Below are 19,012 nucleotides of genomic sequence, written 5' to 3' on the forward strand. Positions count from 1 at the left end.
TTTTTCGTGACGCATCACAAAATGCGCTGACAATAGCGTATTGTGGCATAAAAATAGACGATTCGGGAGTTTCAAATGACCTTCGAGTGGTGGTTCGCTTACCTGCTGACATCCATTATCCTGAGCCTTTCACCGGGTTCTGGCGCGATCAATACCATGACCACCTCCATTAGCCACGGTTATCGCGGTGCGGCGGCGTCTATCGCCGGTTTGCAAACGGGGCTGGGGATCCACATCGTGCTGGTTGGCATCGGTTTGGGCACGCTCTTCTCGCGATCTATTCTGGCCTTTGAAGTGCTGAAATGGGCGGGCGCGGCGTATCTGATTTGGCTGGGCATCCAGCAGTGGCGCGCGGCGGGCTCAATTGACCTGAACACACTGGCGCACACGCAAAGCCGTGGGCGACTGTTCAAACGCGCCGTGTTCGTCAATCTGACCAACCCGAAAAGCATCGTCTTTCTGGCCGCGCTGTTCCCGCAGTTTATCGTCCCGCATCAGCCACAGGTGATGCAGTACATCGTGCTTGGCGCGACGACCATTATTGTCGATATCATCGTGATGATTGGCTACGCGACGCTGGCGCAGCGAATTGCGGGATGGATTAAAGGGCCTAAACAGATGAAGGCCCTGAATAAAATCTTTGGATCGCTGTTTATGCTGATTGGCGCGCTGCTTGCGTCAGCGCGCCATGCTTAGCGAGAGAGGATGAGATGAATGCCAAAGCCGGCGAACAGTGCGCCGGCAAAACCGTCGATCCATTTCGCCAGGCGCTGATAGCCACGGCGCATTGACGGGAGCGCAAACAGGCTTGCCACCACCGTAAACCAGGCGAACGTTTCCACCACGATCAGCAGGAAAATCCCCCAGCGCGCGCCTGCGCCCACGTCATCACCGACAAACAGGGAGAACACGGAGCCAAAATAGATAATCGCTTTTGGGTTCGCCAGATTGGTCAGCAGACCTTTCACAAAGCTGCGGCCACCCGTTGCCAGTTCGATATGAGGTTCACCCGCCACTTTTTCTTCTTTCTTCAGCGCCCCGCGCAGCATCTGATAACCCATCCAACACAGATACAATCCGCCGCCGACCATAATGATGTTATGCAGCCAGGCCATTTTCGCGAGGATCAAATTCAGGCCAAGCAGCGCGACAGCTGCCCATACCATGACGCCCATGGTAATGCCGAGCACACCCATCATCGCCTCTTTGCGGGAGCGGCTGACGGCGGTCTGGGATACAAAGAAAAAGTCTGGGCCAGGGCTCATCAGCGCAACGATATGCACCAACGCCACGGTGAGAAATAGCATTAACATAGTTAACTCGCGGGGAAATAATTCACAGAGCAATCATCCTGGCACTTTTTCGCCGGTCTGACTACTCCTCATCATCGCCATCAGCATGCGAACGAATCAACGCCATAAACTCTTTACCAAAGCGCTCGAGTTTGCGCGTGCCGACACCGTTAACGCTGAGCATTTCGCTGGCGCTGAGCGGCATCTGCTCGGCCATTTCGATAAGCGTCGCATCGTTGAACACCACATACGGCGGAATGTTCTCTTCGTCGGCAATGGCTTTACGCAGCTTGCGCAGTTTAGCGAACAGCTTGCGGTCGTAATTTCCGCCGTAGGATTTCTGCATAACGCGCGGTTTCAGGGCGATAACGCGCGGCACGGCAAGCTGTAGCTCGATATCACCGCGCAGCACCGGGCGTGCGGCTTCGGTCAGCTGCAGCGCAGAGTGCTGGGCAATATTCTGTGTTGCGAAACCCAGGTGAATCAGCTGGCGGATAATGCTTACCCAGTGCTCGTGGCTCTGCTCTTTGCCGATGCCGTAGACAGGTAATTTGTCGTGGCCCATCTCGCGGATACGCTGGTTGTTCGCCCCGCGCAGCACTTCCACCACGTAGCCCATCCCGAAGCGCTGATTGACGCGCCCGATAGTCGACAACGCCTTACGCGCATCCATTAAGCCATCGTACTGCTTCGGCGGGTCAAGGCAGACATCGCAGTTACCGCACGGCTCCTGACGCCCTTCACCGAAGTAGTTGAGGAGCACCAGACGGCGGCAGGTTTGCGCTTCGGCAAACGCGCCCATCGCGTTGAGCTTATGACGCTCGATATCCAGCATCTGCCCTTGCGGTTTCTCTTCAAGACAGCGACGCAGCCAGGCCATATCAGCCGGGTCGTAAAACAGCATCGCTTCCGCAGGCAGGCCGTCACGCCCGGCACGGCCCGTTTCCTGATAGTAGGATTCGATATTGCGCGGGATGTCGAAATGCACCACAAAGCGCACGTTGGGCTTATTGATGCCCATCCCGAATGCGACTGTGGCAACAACAATTTGCAGGTCGTCGCGCTGGAATTTCTCCTGCACGTCGGCACGAATGTGATTTTCTAATCCGGCATGGTAAGCCGCAGCGCTAAATCCACGGGTTTGCAAACGTGCGGCGGTGTCTTCCACTTTCGCGCGGCTGTTGCAGTAAATAATGCCCGATTTGCCGCGCTGCTCCTGCACGTAACGCAAGAGCTGATCAAGCGGCTTGAATTTTTCCATCAGCATGTAGCGGATATTGGGGCGATCGAAGCTGCTGACCTGGATAAACGGATCGTTAAGTCCAAGAAGACGGACGATATCCTGGCGGGTCGTGTCGTCAGCCGTGGCGGTAAGCGCCATAAACGGTAGCGCCGGGAAGCGCTGGCGCAGCTGACCGAGCGCAGCATATTCCGGACGGAAATCGTGTCCCCACTGCGAAATACAGTGCGCTTCATCCACCGCCAGCAGCACTGGATTCCAGTGCGCGAGATGCTCGAGGAAGTTATCCAGCATCAGGCGTTCCGGCGCGATATAGAGCAGGCGAATTTGTCCGGTACGGCAACCCGCCATCACTTCCTGTTGCTGTTCACGGGTTTGCGTGGAGTTGATACAGGCTGCGGCAACACCGTTCGCCAGCAGCTGGTCCACCTGATCTTTCATCAGCGAGATGAGCGGTGACACCACGACCGTCAGGCCGTTGAGCACCAGCGCGGGCACCTGATAGCACAGGGATTTTCCGCCGCCGGTCGGCATGACCACCAGACAATCGCGGCCTTCCAGCACGGTTTCAATGATGGTTTCCTGGCCAGGGCGGAATTGCTGATAGCCAAAGGTTTCTTGTAAAACCTGTTTAGCCAGCGATTCCTGATTCAAAACTTCCGCCTGCGCCACGTTAACCCCATTTGCCAGAAATAAAACAGGCGCTATTTTCAGCGCCTGAGAGAGAAACTTCAACGTTTAACGCAAAAACATTCGCGATGCTTAGAAAAGATCGTTCAGCATCACGCCCACACCCACACGGGTCTGGTTGAAGTTATAGTCGATGAGCGATTCACCGTAACCGCTGTAAACCTGCGTGTAGATGCGCATATGCCTGGTCACCGGATAGCTCAGGCCCATTTCCGCGCCCCCGTAGCCGGTGTTCCAGTTATATTGCCCTTTCACACTCAGTACAGCATCACCCAATTGATAGCCCACTTTCAGTTGATAGTAGCCCATGTATTTGGTGATATCCGGATTATCGTCGGTGCTTCCCAGCACGTACCACGGTTTAACTTCCACCATCCAGTTACCGTTTTGCGCCATCAAACGGGTATAGAGACGGTTCCAGCTGCGGGAGGTGGGGTCAGCGCGACCATTCGAATCGTGGTTATAACCCACTTCAACGTCGCGTAAGGTCCAGCCTGCGAATTCGTCATCCGTTGCAAAGCCGAGAAACAGCTGCGGTTCATAGTTCGTTTCGCGGAACGGAGAAGACTCACCGCTGTTAGACAGCTGCCACCAGGATTTTTGCGTGTAAGACGCGCCCAGCACTGAACTCGGCCCTAATATGCCGCGCCAGAGCGGAAACGCCAGGCTGAGCTGGAATTTAACTTCGTCTTTGCGCGCGTTATCTGACCAATTGTAAGAGCTAATAGCCTCTTTATTGATGTCGCTGGTTTGGGTGTAAATCAGATAGTTAGTGTCATACGGGTAAAGCGTGAACGGATTGTCATGCTCCTGAAGAAGGTTCGCAATAATGCTGCCATGAACGGCGGGCTTATCATGCACTTCTTTAATAGTGGCTTCCTGCGCAAATGCCGTAAAGGGCAGCGCAATCGCCGCCAGTAACCAACCCAGATACGTCCGCATCGGTGGTGCTCTCCTGCGAAATAAAATTTTGTGAATATTATGAGCAGCTCATTCTACCGATTTCTTCGTTTACGTCTCCCCCTCGTTTCTGAAAGTGGAAATTCGTATGCCAGAAGCATAAAATCAACATCTCATTAACAATAAGGATGTGATTTCTGATGTCAGCCACGCTTACCGCTGAAGACGCTTTGAAACTTGTGGGCGAGATTTTTGTTTACCATATGCCCTTTAACCGTGCGCTCGGGCTTGAACTGGAGCGTTACGAGAAGGGATTCGCCCAACTCAGTTTCAACAATCAGCCCATGATGGTCGGCAACTGGGCGCAAAGTATTTTGCATGGCGGCGTGATCGCCTCCGCGCTGGATGTCGCCGCAGGGCTGGTATGCGTGGGCAGTACGCTGGCGCGTCACGACACCATTAATGAAGACGAATTGCGTCAGCGCCTGTCGCGGATGGGCACCATCGATTTGCGCGTGGACTATTTACGCCCTGGCCGTGGCAATCGCTTCACCGCCACCAGCAGTTTGCTGCGGGCGGGCAATAAAGTGGCCGTGGCCCGCGTCGAATTGCATAACGAAGAACAAGTTTACATCGCCAGCGCAACAGCCACTTATATGGTGGGTTGAGGCGGCAAAATCGGGTAAAATTACTTCACTTTTTTGTCACGGATTTTACCGATGGATGCTAAACAGACGCGGCAGGGCGTTTTACTCGCCCTTGCCGCTTATTTTATTTGGGGTATCGCACCCGCCTACTTCAAGCTGATTTACTACGTACCAGCCGACGAAATCCTTACCCACCGCGTAATCTGGTCATTTTTCTTTATGGTGGCGCTGATGAGCGTCAGCCGTCAGTGGTCAGGCGTAAAAAAGCTGCTGCAAACGCCGAAGAAAATTTTTCTGCTCGCCCTTTCAGCGGTGCTGATTGGCGGAAACTGGCTGCTGTTTATCTGGGCGGTTAACAACCATCACATGCTCGAAGCTAGCCTCGGTTACTTTATCAATCCGTTGGTCAATATCGTGTTGGGGATGCTGTTCCTCGGCGAGCGTTTCCGGCGTATGCAGTGGGTGGCGGTACTGTTAGCCCTGTGCGGCGTGCTGGTACAGCTCTGGACGTTTGGTTCGCTGCCGATCATCGCCTTGGGCCTGGCGTTTAGCTTTGCGTTTTATGGTCTGGTACGGAAAAAAATCGCCGTCGAAGCGCAAACCGGGATGCTGTTCGAAACCCTGTGGTTGCTCCCGCTGGCAGCTATTTACCTGTTCGGCATTGCCGACAGCAGCACCAGCCATATGGGCAGTAATCCGTGGTCGCTGAACCTGATGCTGATCGCCGCAGGGGTGGTCACTACCATTCCGCTGCTGTGCTTTACTGGCGCGGCGACCCGCTTGCGCCTGTCGACGCTCGGTTTCTTCCAGTATATCGGGCCAACGCTGATGTTCCTGTTGGCGGTGATGTTCTACGGAGAAGTTCCGGGTGCCGATAAGATGGTGACGTTTGCGTTCATCTGGGTGGCGTTGGCGGTATTCGTTGCCGATGCGCTCTATACCCAGCGCAGAGTGAAGAAAGGATTGTAGCGTTTAGCCCTCTCCTGCTCGGGAGAGGGCGTCAGCATTACAGCCAGTTGCGGCGCTTGAAGTACAAATACGGCGCTAGCCCGGCAAGCAGCATAAAGATAATCGCGCCAGGGTAGCCAAAGCTCCACTTCAGCTCGGGCATAAACTCAAAGTTCATCCCGTAGCTGGATGCCACAAGCGTAGGCGGCAGGAACACCACGGAGACCACCGAGAAGATCTTGATGATGCGGTTCTGCTCGATGTTGATAAAGCCCATCGCCGCCTGCATCAGGAAGTTCACCTTCTGGAACAGGGATTCGTTGTGGGGCAACAGGGATTCGATATCGCGCAAAATTTCACGCGCCTGCTCAAGCTGACCGCTCGGTAAACGCGCTTTACGCACCAGGAAATTCAACGCGCGCTGGGTATCCATCAGACACAAACGCACTTTCCAGCCGATATCTTCCTGCTCTGCCAGCGTCGACAGCGCTTCGTCATATTCATCACCCTGATGACCTTCCATGATCACGCGACTCAGCTTTTCCAGATCGCTGTAGATGTTTTCGATTTCATCCGCCAGCTGTTCAATTTTGGTCTCGAACAGATCGAGCAGCAGCTCGTAGGCGTTGCCGTCGACCATTGCCTGGCTACGAGCGCGCATGCGGTAGAGTCGAAATGCCGGCAGTTCGCGCTCACGTAAGGTGAACAGGCGACCATCGCGAATGGTAAATGCCACCGTGGAGTTACCGGCATGGTCATCCGCATCTTCAAAAAAGAAAAAGGAGTGAATATGCAGGCCGTCTTCGTCTTCAAAAAAACGCGCGGATGCTTCGATATCTTCCAGTTCAGGACGGGTTGCCAGGCTTTGTCCGAGTTCTGATTGTACGCGCAAGCGTTCATCGTCGTCCGGCTCGACCAGATCCACCCATACGGCATCAATGAGGGGCTGTGACTCTTCAGCTTCAAGCCGAATCAGTCGGTTTTTTTCGAGTTGAAATGCGCTCAACATGACCGGGACTCCCAATGCAAAAAATATCGGACAGTTCGGTGGGCACACAGAAACAATAAGGGTTTCAGACCATTAAACAGCCTGACTCAGCGCGACGGGAAAAAACAGATCGCTGACAACCACTAAGGCCATCAGCAAGAGGAGATAGCCTTAGGAGTTGTTCCTGGATGACAGGGAATTGAGCCAGTATGTACTGGGTGTGTCCAAGGCGAATGTCCTCTTAGCGTAATCGTGCGCGCATGTTACGCCAGCTGTAATAGTGGCGTCAACACGCAGCGAAACGCTGAAGGCCTTTTAATAGCCGCCAGCTATTAAGGCTAGCAGAGTATTACAAAATAATGATATTTTTCTGAAAGTTACACATTTTCCAGACGCGCATAAGCGGCGACCAGCCATTTGATGCCCTGTCCCTGGAACGCCACCTGCAGGCGACTGTGTTCGCCACTCCCTTCCAGATTCACAATGGTACCCTCGCCAAATTTCGAATGGCGGACGCGCTGACCCAGCTTGTAGCCGGTATCATTTTCCGAGATCGGCGTTCCCATCCGCTGATGGTTAACCGGACGGCTGATGCTGGCGCGCAGGCGCACCTCTTCAACGCAGGCTTCCGGCAGCTCGCCGATAAAGCGTGACGGACGGTGATACACCTCTTTGCCATACAGACGACGTGTTTCCGCATAGGTCAGCGTCAGCTTTTCCATTGCACGCGTCACGCCAACATAGGCAAGACGGCGCTCCTCTTCCAGACGTCCGCCCTCATCCAGCGACATCTGGCTCGGGAACATCCCCTCCTCCATCCCGACAATAAACACCTGCGGGAACTCCAGCCCTTTGGCGGAGTGCAGCGTCATCAGCTGAACCGCATCCTGCCAGGTATCCGCTTGCCCTTCGCCCGCTTCCAGCGCTGCGTGGGAGAGGAACGCCTGCAGCGGCATCAAATCTTCGTCTTCTTCGTTGTAGCTGAACTGGCGCGTTGCCGTCACCAGTTCCTCTAAGTTCTCGATACGCGTCTGACCCTTTTCGCCTTTTTCCTGCTCATACATCATGCGCAGCCCCGAGTCCTTCACCACGCGGTCCGTCTGAACGTGTAGCGGCATATCGGCGGTTTCTTGCGCCAGGGCGTCAATCAGTTCAATAAAGCGCTGTAACGCGCTGGCTGCGCGCCCGGCTAGCGCTTTTTCCTGCAATAGCTCACGGCAGGATTGCCACAGCGTGAGCTGGCGCTCACGGGCAGCCTGACGCACCACGTCCAGGGTGCGATCGCCGATTCCGCGCGTCGGGGTATTCACGACACGCTCAAACGCCGCATCGTCGTTACGGTTAGCAATCAGGCGCAAATACGAGAGCGCATCTTTGATCTCCTGGCGTTCGAAGAAGCGCATGCCGCCGTAAATGCGGTACGGCATGCTGACCTGCAACAGCGCCTCTTCGAGCACGCGCGACTGGGCGTTACTGCGATAGAGAATGGCGCATTTTTCCAGCGCGCCGCCGTTGTCCTGCCAGGTTTTAATGCGATTGACTACAAAACGGGCTTCATCCAGCTCGTTGAACGCGCAGTAGAGTGAAATCGGTTCGCCGTCGACGCCATCGGTCCACAGTTTTTTGCCCAGACGCCCGTTGTTGTTCTCAATCAGGGCGTTGGCGGCGCTCAAAATATTATTCGTCGAGCGGTAGTTTTGCTCCAGACGAATGGTTTCTGCGCCGGGGAAATCATTAAGGAAACGCTGAATATTTTCGACCTGTGCGCCACGCCAGCCGTAAATCGACTGGTCATCATCGCCCACGATCATAACTTTACCGGTGTCACCCGCCAGCATGCGGATCCACGCGTACTGAATGTTGTTGGTATCCTGGAACTCATCCACGAGGATATTGGTGAAGCGTTCGCGGTAATGCTGAAGAATGTGCGGCTTGTTCAGCCACAGCTCATGCGCGCGCAGCAGCAGCTCGGCAAAATCCACCAGACCCGCGCGATCGCATGCTTCCTGATAGGCCTGGTAAACCTTCTGCCAGGTTTGCTCAACCGGATTGCCAAAGCTTTGAATATGGTGCGGGCGCAGCCCTTCGTCTTTTTGACCGTTGATGTACCACATCGCCTGACGCGGCGGCCATTGCTTCTCGTCAAGGTTCATCGCCTTAATCAGACGTTTCAGCAATCGCAGCTGGTCTTCGCTGTCGAGGATCTGGAAATCCTGTGGCAGATTCGCGTCCATATGGTGCGCACGCAGCAGCCGGTGCGCCAGCCCGTGGAACGTGCCCACCCACATGCCGCCCTGGCTGGTGCCCATCAGTTGGGTAATACGATGGCGCATCTCCGCCGCCGCTTTGTTGGTAAACGTCACGGCCATGATGGAATACGGCGAGCAGTTTTCTACACTCTGCAACCACGCGATGCGGTGTACCAGAACACGCGTCTTACCACTGCCCGCCCCTGCCAGCACCAGCATATTGGTCCGCGTCGCGGCGACCGCTTCACGTTGTTTGTCATTAAGGCTGTCGAGCAGGTAAGAAACGTCCATTGGCACCGCCAGAAGTCATCTGTCCGGCAGCGTTTTGCCTGCCGGACATACTGTTGATTTATACAATACTGCTGGTGATTATATCAGCGTGGTGAGGGATGCCAACCGCGAAATTTCTACGTGCGGCAACAGGCGGCTGTCGATGGTGTGCATCAGGTCAGCGTTTTCGGGTTTGATCCAGCAGGCTTGCATGCCGCAGCGGATCGCCCCGGCAACATCGGTCGTCAGATCGCCGCCAACGTGCAGGATTTCGCCCAGCGGCAAATCCAATTTTTCTGCCGCCAGATGATACATATCGCTAAACGGTTTTGAACGCCCGTGCGGACCCGCGCGGAAGACGAAGGTAAAATAGTCGCCAAGCCCAAACAGCTCTGGCTGGGCGTTGCCATTCGTGATCGCCACCAGCGGCCATTTTTCGGCCAGTTTCGCCAGCGTGTCATGCGTCTCTTGCGGCACGTCGATTCGGCTGCGCCATTTGGCAAAATTGGCCATGGATGCTTCCGCGCCCAGCGCGGCTTCAGCTGCCGTAAGCCCCGCATTGATCATCGCCTGTTCCACTGCACGACGACGCCATTCGGTCACGTCGTGATAAATGTCCGGCTCCGTCTCGCGCAAGGCCTGCCGCAAACGCTGAAAATCGGTGTTTTGCAGTGTTTTTAAGGATGGATGGTAATTTTGCACAAACGCCAGCGCTTCCTGCTCGGTGCGTAAAATCACCTGGCGGTTGTCATAAAGCGTGTCATCAAGATCAAAAGTCAGCGCAGAAATCTGACCTAATGGGCGGTAAAAACGCATTATTTCCCCCGTTTGGCGCGCGGATGCGCCGAGTCATAGACTGACGCAAGATGTTGAAAATCAAGATGGGTATAGATTTGGGTAGTGGATAAATTGGCGTGGCCTAGCAGCTCCTGCACGCCGCGCAGGTCACCGCTGGATTCAAGCATATGCGTCGCAAACGAATGGCGCAGCTTGTGCGGATGGACGTGGCTGTTTAACCCCTGCTTAATGCCCCACTCGGCGAAACGTTTTTGTACGTTGCGCGCCGAAATTCGCTTCCCAAGCTTCGAGAGAAACAGCGCATTTTCCTCTGCACCAAACAGCCCACGCAGATCCAGCCAGTGTTCAATCCAGGCCACCGCGTTGCGGCCAATCGGCAAGCGTCGCTCTTTGCTGCCTTTGCCCATCACCCACACTTCGCCGGTATCCAAATCGAGGTGTTTCAGATCTAAATTCACCAGTTCTGACAGACGTAATCCCGCGCCGTACATCACTTCCAGCATGGCGCGATCGCGCACGGCCAGCGGATCGTTAAGATCGATATTAAGCAGGCGATTCACATCATCAACGTCGATGTTTTTCGGCAGATGACGCGGGGCTTTGGGAGTAGATATGCCTTTTGCCGGATTGGCTTTGAGTTCGCCCTGGCTTACCAGCCAGTCGAAGAAACTGCGCAATGCCGAAAGACGTAGCGCCAGGCTCGCCGGACCCAGACCTTTACGACGACTGCGCACAACAAACGCGCGTACGGTCGCGGCATCGCAAAGCGGCCAGCTTTTGAGGCCGATCTCTTCCGCCAGTTGCATTATCGCATCCAGCTGACGCTGATAGTTCAGCAGCGTAATTGGGCTGAGCTGGCGTTCAACGCCCAGATAACGCAGAAAACGCGCAACGAAGAGGCTAAGAGGAGCGTCCGTCATACGCGCTCAATCCAACGCTCCAGCAGTTCCGGCAGCATCAGGGCGATTTCCTGCAGCAAATGCGTGCCCTGTCCCTGTTCGTAATGGTGCGCGTCGCGGCTGGTGAATAACATCACGCCCAGATCGCCTTCACGCCCCATCAGCGACATCGCCACTGAGCCAATCGCTTTGGCTTCCGGCAGAACTACCAGCAGCTCAGGTCCGTTCAGCGGCCCAAGATAGTGATGCTCGTGCCCAAGACGCTGGATGCGCAGCGGTTCAAACGTTTGACGATTCAAGGCCAGATGCGTAAAACCGGACGGCGCGCCGATGCGCCAGCGATCGGGGAATAAACGAATCGTCGCCCCCGCCAGGCCTATTTCACGCGCCCAGCGGTGGAAGCGGCTGAGAAACTCTTCAAGGCTGTGCGCCGACGCCAGCCGCGCCTGCAAGTTCAGCAGACGATAAAACAGGCTTTCGTTATTGCTGGCCTGTTCCATCAGCAGGGTCATGTTTTCTTCGAGCTGATCGATGTGTTTACGCGAACGCGCCATGTGCCATTCAACCAGCGACACGGTATCGCGCACGGGATGCGGCACGCGCATTTGTTCAACCACGCGTGCATTGCGGATAAAAAACTCAGGATTGCGCAGCAGATAATCAACAACAGCCCGGTCATCCAGTTCCGTCATTATTTCCTGCAGTTCTTCCCCTGGTTGTTTCATAGATGGATAAACCCGTCATAAACATGTGCCGCCGGGCCAGTCATAAACAGCGGATGACCCGGACCTTTCCAGGCGATATCAAGACGACCGCCCGGCAATTCCACGCGAACCTCTTCTGCCAGTAGACCTTGCGATATACCGACAGCCACGGCCGCACAAGCGCCGCTGCCACAGGCTCGCGTTTCGCCAGCGCCGCGCTCATAGACGCGCAGGCGGATGTGTTCACGCTTCATCACCTGCATAAATCCGATATTCGCCCGCTCCGGAAAGCGCTCGTGGCTTTCCATGATGGGGCCGAGGATTTCTACGGCTGCCATATCAACATCATCAACCTGAATCACGCAGTGGGGATTTCCCATTGAGACGACGCCGCACAATACTGTCTGCTCGGACGCGCGCATAATATAGGTCTTTTCCGCTTTGATGGCGCGAAACGGTACGGCTGATGGCTCGAAGTTGGGCTCGCCCATATTCACGCGCACCAGCTCATCGTCTGTGACGCTTAACACCATCCGGCCATTCGCCGTGCTAACGCAGATATCGCGCTTGTTAGTCAGGCCTTTCAGACGCACAAAGCGCGCGAAACAGCGCGCGCCGTTGCCACACTGCGAGACTTCACTGCCGTCCGCATTAAAGATGCGATAGTGAAAATCGAGATCCGGATCGTACGGCGGCTCGACCACCAGCAGCTGATCAAAACCGACGCCCACATGCCGATCCGCGAGGCGGCGAATCAGCTCGGGTGAGAAAAAGACATTCTGCGTTACCGCGTCGACGACCATAAAATCGTTGCCAAGGCCATGCATTTTAGAGAACTGCATCATCTACTCCATTGCGCGGGTACCGAAACTGGTTCTCAGTAATTGACCTGGCTTGGGCCACCGTTATCGCCGCGATCGTTGCTCACAGGCGTGGATGACTCAATCTGACTGTTCACCGGTTTCGTCGGCGGTGGCGCGGATTTATCCGCAGGCGGGAAATAGAGCGGTCCCTTCAGTCCACAGCCGGTCAGGCTAAACAGAGTGACGAGAACGGCAAGCGTTCGAAAAACGTTTTTCATTAGTGGTGGCCCGTAAGTTCATGCTTTCTGTTTCTATCATCGCAGGAGAAGACACAAAAGCAAGAGTTTGCCGCTTTCCTGCAACGGGATTTATTTAGCGTTATACTCCCGCCATCACGAAAAACAGGAACAAAACCATGAATGACAGTGAATTTCATCGCCTTGCCGATAACTTGTGGCAGACCATCGAAGCGCGTCTGGACGACTGGGATGGCGACAGCGATATTGATTGTGAGATCAACGGCGGCGTGCTGACATTAACCTTCGAGAACGGCAGCAAAATTATTATTAATCGCCAGGAGCCGCTTCATCAGGTGTGGCTGGCAACAAAACAGGGCGGCTACCATTTCAATCTGAAAGGGGACGACTGGATTTGCGACCGTAGCGGCGAGATGTTCTGGGATTTGCTGGAACAGGCGGCGACGCAACAGGCAGGCGAAGCGATCAGTTTCCGAGGTTAACAGTCACTTTCTTCTGTCAGAGACGATTTTGACTGTTTGCACCCTCTCCCACGGGAGAGGGTCGGGTCGCACTCAGGAAAAATACTGCTGTAACAGCGGCTGGTTTTCGTCCAGGTTCATCGGAGGGGCTGCAACCACCTGATTACGGAACGGAATGACCTGCGCACGTCCATCGACTTTCACAATCTGATAGAACTGCGGCAAGTTAAAGTTGATGAAGCTTGAGCCGTAGGTAAAGCGATCGTGCGATGACGAATAGAAACGGCTCACATCGCGAACCAAATCTTCTTTGCTCCCTTCGCAGTGGTGATAAACCTCTGCACGGTTGGTTTCATCCAGAATGTAAATATTAAATCCAGATTCATCATCCGCCTCTTCGAAGAAGAACTGAATAATCCCTTCGCTGGCATAGCCATCCACCACCTGCGGCAGACTGACTGGATTGGTTTCGACCTGAACGGACAGGCTGTGCAGCTTGTTGTGCGAGATGGCACCATAAAACTCGATCGCGTTTTCCAGTTTTTGCACGGACACATTCAGGCGTTCGAAGAACAGGCCCCAGGTCTGGCCGGAAACGCGCAGCGCTTTGAAACGCCCGGTTTCATGACGGGTGCTCGAAAGACGCAGTTCAATACATTCAGAGACAAGCTGCTGCACACGGGTACGGATCAGGCCCCGCAGATGCTGGCTGTAGCAGAACACTTCGACGCTGTCTGGCGGCGCGGCATCCTGATGCATCTTCCCGAGAATCGTTTTTAACGCCTCAATCATCGCCTGCTCGCCGTTGAAATGCAGGGTTCGCACTTCGTTCCACGAGTTGCGATACAGCAGGTCAACGCTACCAATCAGGCAATTTTGCTGCTCGCCAAAGCTGAAGACATCCAGCTTGCGGAAATCAAAATGGACAACCTGATTGCGGAACGCCGCCGTCGGGTCGTATTCCAGGTTGACGATAATCGCCAGATGACGAATTTCACACGGGCTGTAGAGCGCTTTCGGCGTCGGCGCAGGCAGACGCAGCGGGAAGTGATGCGACACGTCCGCGACCATCTCCTGCAGCTTGGCTAAATCAACAACGTCGTTGCCCTTAATAAACAGGCGAGTGCGAGAGGTCAGCAGGCCGTTAAACCAAGCCCAGGCCACCAGCTTGTTAAGATAGCGGTTATATTCCAGCGGCTGATGGCTAACGATCGAATCCATGCTTGGCGCACGGTTGTAGAGATACCAGCCGGTGCGGTTCGCGCGACCTGGCGGGACATAAATAAAGGTCAGATTGAGCTCTGACAGATCCGGTGAAATCTGCGGGTTAACCAGCGTGACTTTGCCAGGCAGCGCTTCAAACGCTGCGTACAGTTTACGGGTCAAAACACCGATATCCTGCGGGCTGGCGGAAACGCTGAGATTATTGCGGCGGGCAAAACGAATCAGGTTACGGTAGCTCTGCATCATCGCATCGAGCAATTCGTTGTGCGCTTCACGTACCTGATCGATTTTCCAGTTGGCGCGGTTATCGAGCATGGACAGACGTTCTTCGTCCCATCCCCACTCTTTGACAAGCTGACTCACCACTTCACGACGCCAGCCAACGCATGCGCGTTCGCGGCTGAGTTTTTCACAGACTTTGAGATAGAAACATCGACGCACCAAATCGAGACGCGTGTGGTCATCGATGGCTTTCAGGTATTCAGTGACGCGTTCCAGCATCATGCAGTAGGCATCAAGCCCGAAGGAGACAATTTCCCCATCATGCAGACGCTGTTTGATATCTTTTGCCAACAGGCGTGGCGTGGGATATTCCCAGGAATATGCCTCAAGCAGCAGCGTTTTTAACACCGCTTTGTACGGTGAATCGATACTTTTGTAGAGCTGCCACAGGCTTGCGCCAAAGTATTCTTCAGCAGACAGGGAGCTTAAACCGCCCAAATCCAGCCATTCGTTTGGGGTTAACACACCCTGCGAATAGAGCGACATGACGTAATCGTCGTAATGCTCTTCTTCTTCGCACGGCACCATATTCCAAAGAATACGCTTACCGGCGAGGCGCACAGCACTGCGATAAAATTCATCCAGCAGTAACATGTGCTGCGTTGAGCCGCAGTCTTCACCACCCAGACTGCCACTTTCATTATGGCGGAAACGGTTTTCATCAATCAGGAAGAAGCTGACTTCCACGCCAAGAGACGCCGCCCAGCTTTCGAGCAGGCTGCATTTACGCTGCAACAGCTGACGCTCTTCGTTATCGAGCCAGGATTGATGGCAAACCCAGATATCCAGATCAGAAGAACAGCTCTGTCCTACCGATGAGGTACTCCCCATGGTGTAAATGCCGGTAATAGGCAACTCACCTTCTGGAGACTCCTGCGCTGGCATACCTCGGTAAAGTTCGAGTTCGCTAAGATAATGCTGTTGGGTTTCATCAGGCGTGAAAATGCAGATGCCCCTGGGAACGTTACCGTCAAGGTAGCCCGGCATCAGCGGATGGTGGTAGTGCAATAATGTTGGCAGCAGACTGTAAACCTGTTGGAAAGCAGGTCCCATGGCAGCAAGCGCACGATCCACGCGCAATTGATTTATGGCATCCAGTCTCTGTTTCAGAGTCTCAATATAGAGGTACAAGACATATCGCCTGATGTTTCCGGACGTAGCAACCGTTCAATAAAGCGAAAGATTACGAGCCCGCAGTATTTCAAAAAAGAACCGTTACCCTTTTTCGTCCTTATCATTATGGTGGCACAGACGAAAAAATGGTCTAAAACGTGATCAATCTAACACCTTGCCGATTGACCGTAAAGAAAGATGCGCTACAGACAAGTGTAGCATCGATCTTAACGTGTAAATTCCTTAATACGGCTGCGGATGGCCAGAGCACCGCCGAGTCCCTCTCCCCTTCATCGACCGTAAAACTGACATCCCAGAGTCAACAATGTTAGGATGCATGGTGGACGATAAAGACGGTAACAAGCATGTTAGACAATGTTTTGAGAATTGCCACACGCCAAAGCCCACTCGCGCTTTGGCAGGCACAATATGTTAAGCAGCGCCTCGAAGCCTGCCATCAGGGGTTGCGTGTTGAACTGGTACCGATGGTGACGCGCGGCGATGTGATTCTTGATACGCCACTGGCAAAAGTGGGCGGAAAAGGCTTGTTTGTCAAAGAGCTGGAAATCGCACTGCTTGAGAACCGCGCCGATATCGCTGTCCATTCGATGAAGGATGTCCCGGTCGAATTCCCAGAAGGATTAGGGCTGGTGACAATTTGCGAGCGCGAAGATCCCCGCGATGCTTTCGTTTCAAACCACTACGCTTCCCTGGACGATTTGCCGGAAGGAAGCGTGGTTGGCACGTCAAGTTTACGCCGTCAGTGTCAGCTGGCTGAACGCCGCCCCGATTTGGTTATCCGCTCTCTGCGCGGAAACGTCGGCACACGCCTCGGTAAGCTCGATAATGGCGATTATGATGCCATTATTCTGGCGGTCGCTGGCCTTAAGCGCCTTGGGCTGGAATCACGAATTCGTGTCGCCATGCCACCAGAGCTTTGCCTGCCTGCTGTCGGCCAGGGCGCTGTGGGCATTGAATGTCGTCTCGATGACGACCGCACCCGCGCACTGCTTTCACCGTTGAATCACGAGGAAACCGCCATTCGCGTCCAGGCTGAACGGGCGATGAATATGCGTCTTGAAGGCGGCTGTCAGGTTCCGATTGGCAGCTATGCTGAATTGATTAACGGTGAACTTTGGCTGCGCGCATTAGTGGGCGCACCTGACGGTTCACAAATGGTGCGCGGTGAGCGCCGCGGCTTGCCACTAGATGCCGAAATGCTGGGTGTATCACTGGCCGAAGAGCTGCTTGATAACGGCGCGCGCGCGATCCTCGCTGACGTTTATAACGGAGAACCACCAGCATGAATATTCTCGTCACCCGCCCGTCTCCCGCAGGAGAGCAATTAGTGAGCCGTCTGCGCACACTTGGGCAGGTGGCATGGAGCTTTCCGCTGATTGAGTTCTCCCCGGGTCGCGAGCTTTCCACGCTCGCCAACTCGCTTTATGCCCTGCAAGAAGGCGATCTCGTTTTCGCTTTGTCACAACATGCCGTGGAGTTTGCGCATGCCCAGTTGCAGCAAGAAAACAGACGCTGGCCGACTGCACCGCGCTATTTTGCCATCGGGCGTACCACCGCTCTGGCATTGCATACCGTCAGTGGAATTGACGTTCGCTATCCATTAGATCGGGAAATCAGCGAAGTCTTGCTACAATTACCTGAATTACAAACTGTTGCTGGAAAGCGCGCGCTGATTCTTCGCGGAAACGGTGGGCGTGAATTATTGGGCGAAACCTTAACGGCACGCAACGCAGAGGTCACGTTCTGCGAGTGCTACCAGCGCTGTGCGAAATATTATGATGGGGCAGAAGAGGCAATGCGCTGGCATCAGCGCGGCGTTGATACACTGGTGGTCACCAGCGGCGAAATGCTGCAACAGCTCTGGTCGCTGATTCCACAATGGTATCGTGAAAACTGGTTACTCCGCTGCCGACTTCTGGTCGTCAGTGAGCGTCTGGCGAACCTGGCCCGGGAATTGGGCTGGCAAGAGATTCGGATCGCTGATAACGCCGACAACGATGCGCTGCTGCGCGCATTACAATAACTCTCATAATGGGAAGCCATAATGACGGAACAAGAAAAATCCTCCGCCGTGGTTGAAGAGACCAAGGAGACTGTGGAGATTGCGCCACAGCCAGAGACGACTGAGAAAACAGTTGAGAAGAAAAACGGCAATAACAAAACCAGTCTGGCGCTGAGCGCTATCGCCATCGCCATTGCGCTGGCGGCAGGCGTTGGCTTGTATGGCGTGGTGAAGAAACAGGCGACAAATCAGTCGGCGACCAGCGATGCGCTGGTGAATCAGATAACGGCCCTGCAAAAAGCGCAAGAAACGCAGAAAGCCGAGCTGGAAAGCGTGATTAAGCAGCAATCAACGCAGCTTGCCGAAGCGAATACGAAGCAAGAAGAGCTGACCAAACAGCTTGGTGAAGTTCAAGAAAAAGTCGCGACGATTTCTGGAACGGATGCCAAAACCTGGCTGCTTTCGCAGGCGGATTTCCTGGTGAAACTGGCCGGGCGCAAGCTGTGGAGCGATCAGGATGTCACCACTGCTGCTGCGCTGCTGAAGAGCGCGGACGCCAGCCTGGCTGACATGAACGATCCGAGTCTTATCACCGCTCGCCGTGCCATTACCGAAGATATCGCCAGCCTGGGTGCCGTCTCGCAAGTTGATTACGACGGTATTATTCTCAAAGTAAATCAGCTGTCGAATCAGATAGATAATCTGCGTCTGGCCGATAACAACGACGACGACACCCCGATGGATTCTGACGGCACTGAGCTGTCGAGTTCCCTGAGGGAGTGGCGCATCAACCTGCAAAAAAGCTGGCAGAACTTTATGGACAGCTTCATTACTGTCCGCCGTCGTGACGAGACCGCCGTGCCGCTGTTAGCCCCAAACCAGGACGTCTATCTGCGCGAAAACATTCGTTCCCGCCTGCTGGTCGCCGCGCAGGCCGTACCGCGCCATCAGGAAGAGACGTACAAACAGGCGCTGGATAATGTGTCTACGTGGGTCCGTGCTTACTACGACACCAGCGATGCCACCACAACGGCGTTTTTGGATGACGTTGATAAGCTGAGTCAGCAGAACATCACGATGAACGTTCCGGACCAGCTCGAAAGCCAGCCAATTTTGGAAAAGCTGATGCAAACCCGCGTGCGTAACTTGCTGGCACAGCCCGGCGTTGCCGCACAGCAAGATGCAGCAGCCCCTGCGCCCGAAAGCGCGCCTCAAGGAGAGTAA

General features: G+C 54.6%; 19 protein-coding genes. 7 read left to right on the plus strand and 12 right to left on the minus strand.

Going from position 1 to position 19,012, the window contains the following annotated elements:
• The first annotated feature begins 75 nt into the window (after nucleotides 1-75).
• Entirely contained in the window at nucleotides 76-696 is a 621-nt protein-coding gene (rhtB, locus tag I6L74_RS07570) for a homoserine/homoserine lactone efflux protein (protein ID WP_059180718.1), read from the plus strand.
• Here rhtB and rhtC read toward each other — a convergent pair.
• From rhtC to pldA, 3 genes are all read right to left on the minus strand, one after another.
• A complete protein-coding gene (rhtC, locus tag I6L74_RS07575) occupies nucleotides 693-1,313 on the minus strand; it encodes a threonine export protein RhtC (RefSeq protein ID WP_059180719.1) in 621 nt (206 codons plus the stop codon). The two genes, rhtB and rhtC, sit on opposite strands and share 4 nt — an antisense overlap.
• Nucleotides 1,314-1,374: 61 nt before the next feature.
• Entirely contained in the window at nucleotides 1,375-3,204 is a 1,830-nt protein-coding gene (gene recQ / locus I6L74_RS07580) for an ATP-dependent DNA helicase RecQ (protein WP_059180720.1), read from the minus strand.
• Nucleotides 3,205-3,294: 90 nt separating this feature from the next.
• Complete coding sequence (gene pldA / locus I6L74_RS07585; protein WP_059180721.1) at nucleotides 3,295-4,164, minus strand: phospholipase A; 870 nt, start codon at nucleotides 4,162-4,164, stop codon at nucleotides 3,295-3,297.
• A 158-nt stretch (nucleotides 4,165-4,322) separates the two neighbouring features.
• Here pldA and yigI point away from each other — a divergent pair, with 158 nt between their 5' ends.
• Nucleotides 4,323-4,790: an acyl-CoA thioesterase YigI gene (gene yigI, locus I6L74_RS07590; protein ID WP_059180722.1), complete on the plus strand. Its 468-nt coding sequence runs from the start codon at nucleotides 4,323-4,325 to the stop codon at nucleotides 4,788-4,790.
• Nucleotides 4,791-4,841: 51 nt separating this feature from the next.
• A complete protein-coding gene (gene rarD, locus I6L74_RS07595; RefSeq protein WP_059180723.1) occupies nucleotides 4,842-5,738 on the plus strand; it encodes an EamA family transporter RarD in 897 nt (298 codons plus the stop codon).
• A 37-nt stretch (nucleotides 5,739-5,775) separates the two neighbouring features.
• Here rarD and corA read toward each other — a convergent pair whose 3' ends face one another.
• From corA to lptM, 8 genes are all read right to left on the minus strand, one after another.
• A complete protein-coding gene (corA, locus tag I6L74_RS07600) occupies nucleotides 5,776-6,726 on the minus strand; it encodes a magnesium/cobalt transporter CorA (protein ID WP_059180724.1) in 951 nt (316 codons plus the stop codon).
• 150 nt (nucleotides 6,727-6,876) lie between these two features.
• Nucleotides 6,877-6,933, minus strand: a complete 57-nt coding sequence (gene ysgD, locus I6L74_RS21620) for a YsgD/CorL family protein (RefSeq protein WP_353889132.1) — start codon at nucleotides 6,931-6,933, stop codon at nucleotides 6,877-6,879.
• 149 nt (nucleotides 6,934-7,082) lie between these two features.
• Entirely contained in the window at nucleotides 7,083-9,245 is a 2,163-nt protein-coding gene (gene uvrD, locus I6L74_RS07605) for a DNA helicase II (protein WP_059180725.1), read from the minus strand.
• A gap of 78 nt (nucleotides 9,246-9,323) precedes the next feature.
• Entirely contained in the window at nucleotides 9,324-10,040 is a 717-nt protein-coding gene (gene yigB / locus I6L74_RS07610; RefSeq protein ID WP_059180726.1) for a 5-amino-6-(5-phospho-D-ribitylamino)uracil phosphatase YigB, read from the minus strand.
• Nucleotides 10,040-10,942, minus strand: coding sequence for a tyrosine recombinase XerC (xerC, locus tag I6L74_RS07615; RefSeq protein ID WP_059180727.1), 903 nt, complete (start codon nucleotides 10,940-10,942; stop codon nucleotides 10,040-10,042). The genes yigB and xerC overlap by 1 nt, the downstream gene beginning before the upstream one ends.
• The gene (locus I6L74_RS07620) at nucleotides 10,939-11,646 is read right to left on the minus strand and encodes a DUF484 domain-containing protein (protein ID WP_015960942.1); all 708 of its coding nucleotides are present in this window, start codon (nucleotides 11,644-11,646) and stop codon (nucleotides 10,939-10,941) included. The genes xerC and I6L74_RS07620 overlap by 4 nt, the downstream gene beginning before the upstream one ends.
• Nucleotides 11,643-12,467: a diaminopimelate epimerase gene (gene dapF / locus I6L74_RS07625; protein WP_059180728.1), complete on the minus strand. Its 825-nt coding sequence runs from the start codon at nucleotides 12,465-12,467 to the stop codon at nucleotides 11,643-11,645. The genes I6L74_RS07620 and dapF overlap by 4 nt, the downstream gene beginning before the upstream one ends.
• 35 nt (nucleotides 12,468-12,502) lie before the next feature.
• Nucleotides 12,503-12,706, minus strand: coding sequence for an LPS translocon maturation chaperone LptM (gene lptM / locus I6L74_RS07630; RefSeq protein WP_059180729.1), 204 nt, complete (start codon nucleotides 12,704-12,706; stop codon nucleotides 12,503-12,505).
• Nucleotides 12,707-12,843: 137 nt separating this feature from the next.
• On the opposite strand from lptM, the gene cyaY reads away from it, so the two are divergent.
• On the plus strand, nucleotides 12,844-13,167 hold the full coding sequence (gene cyaY / locus I6L74_RS07635; RefSeq protein WP_059180730.1) for an iron donor protein CyaY: 324 nt from the start codon (nucleotides 12,844-12,846) through the stop codon (nucleotides 13,165-13,167).
• Nucleotides 13,168-13,239: 72 nt separating this feature from the next.
• On the opposite strand, the gene cyaA is transcribed toward cyaY, so the two are convergent.
• Nucleotides 13,240-15,783, minus strand: a complete 2,544-nt coding sequence (cyaA, locus tag I6L74_RS07640) for a class I adenylate cyclase (protein WP_059180731.1) — start codon at nucleotides 15,781-15,783, stop codon at nucleotides 13,240-13,242.
• Nucleotides 15,784-16,130: 347 nt separating this feature from the next.
• Here cyaA and hemC point away from each other — a divergent pair, with 347 nt between their 5' ends.
• Genes hemC through hemX form a run of 3 tightly spaced genes read left to right on the plus strand, consistent with a single transcriptional unit; the run spans nucleotide 16,131 to nucleotide 19,012 of the window.
• Nucleotides 16,131-17,072 (plus strand): hydroxymethylbilane synthase, encoded by a 942-nt coding sequence (hemC, locus tag I6L74_RS07645; protein ID WP_059180732.1) that lies wholly within the window; start codon nucleotides 16,131-16,133, stop codon nucleotides 17,070-17,072.
• Nucleotides 17,069-17,809 (plus strand): uroporphyrinogen-III synthase, encoded by a 741-nt coding sequence (hemD, locus tag I6L74_RS07650; RefSeq protein ID WP_059180733.1) that lies wholly within the window; start codon nucleotides 17,069-17,071, stop codon nucleotides 17,807-17,809. Before hemC ends, hemD begins: the two co-directional genes overlap by 4 nt.
• 21 nt (nucleotides 17,810-17,830) lie before the next feature.
• A complete protein-coding gene (hemX, locus tag I6L74_RS07655; RefSeq protein WP_059180734.1) occupies nucleotides 17,831-19,012 on the plus strand; it encodes a uroporphyrinogen-III C-methyltransferase in 1,182 nt (393 codons plus the stop codon).

This window comes from Lelliottia amnigena (assembly GCF_019047465.1).
Lineage (GTDB): Bacteria > Pseudomonadota > Gammaproteobacteria > Enterobacterales > Enterobacteriaceae > Enterobacter > Enterobacter amnigenus.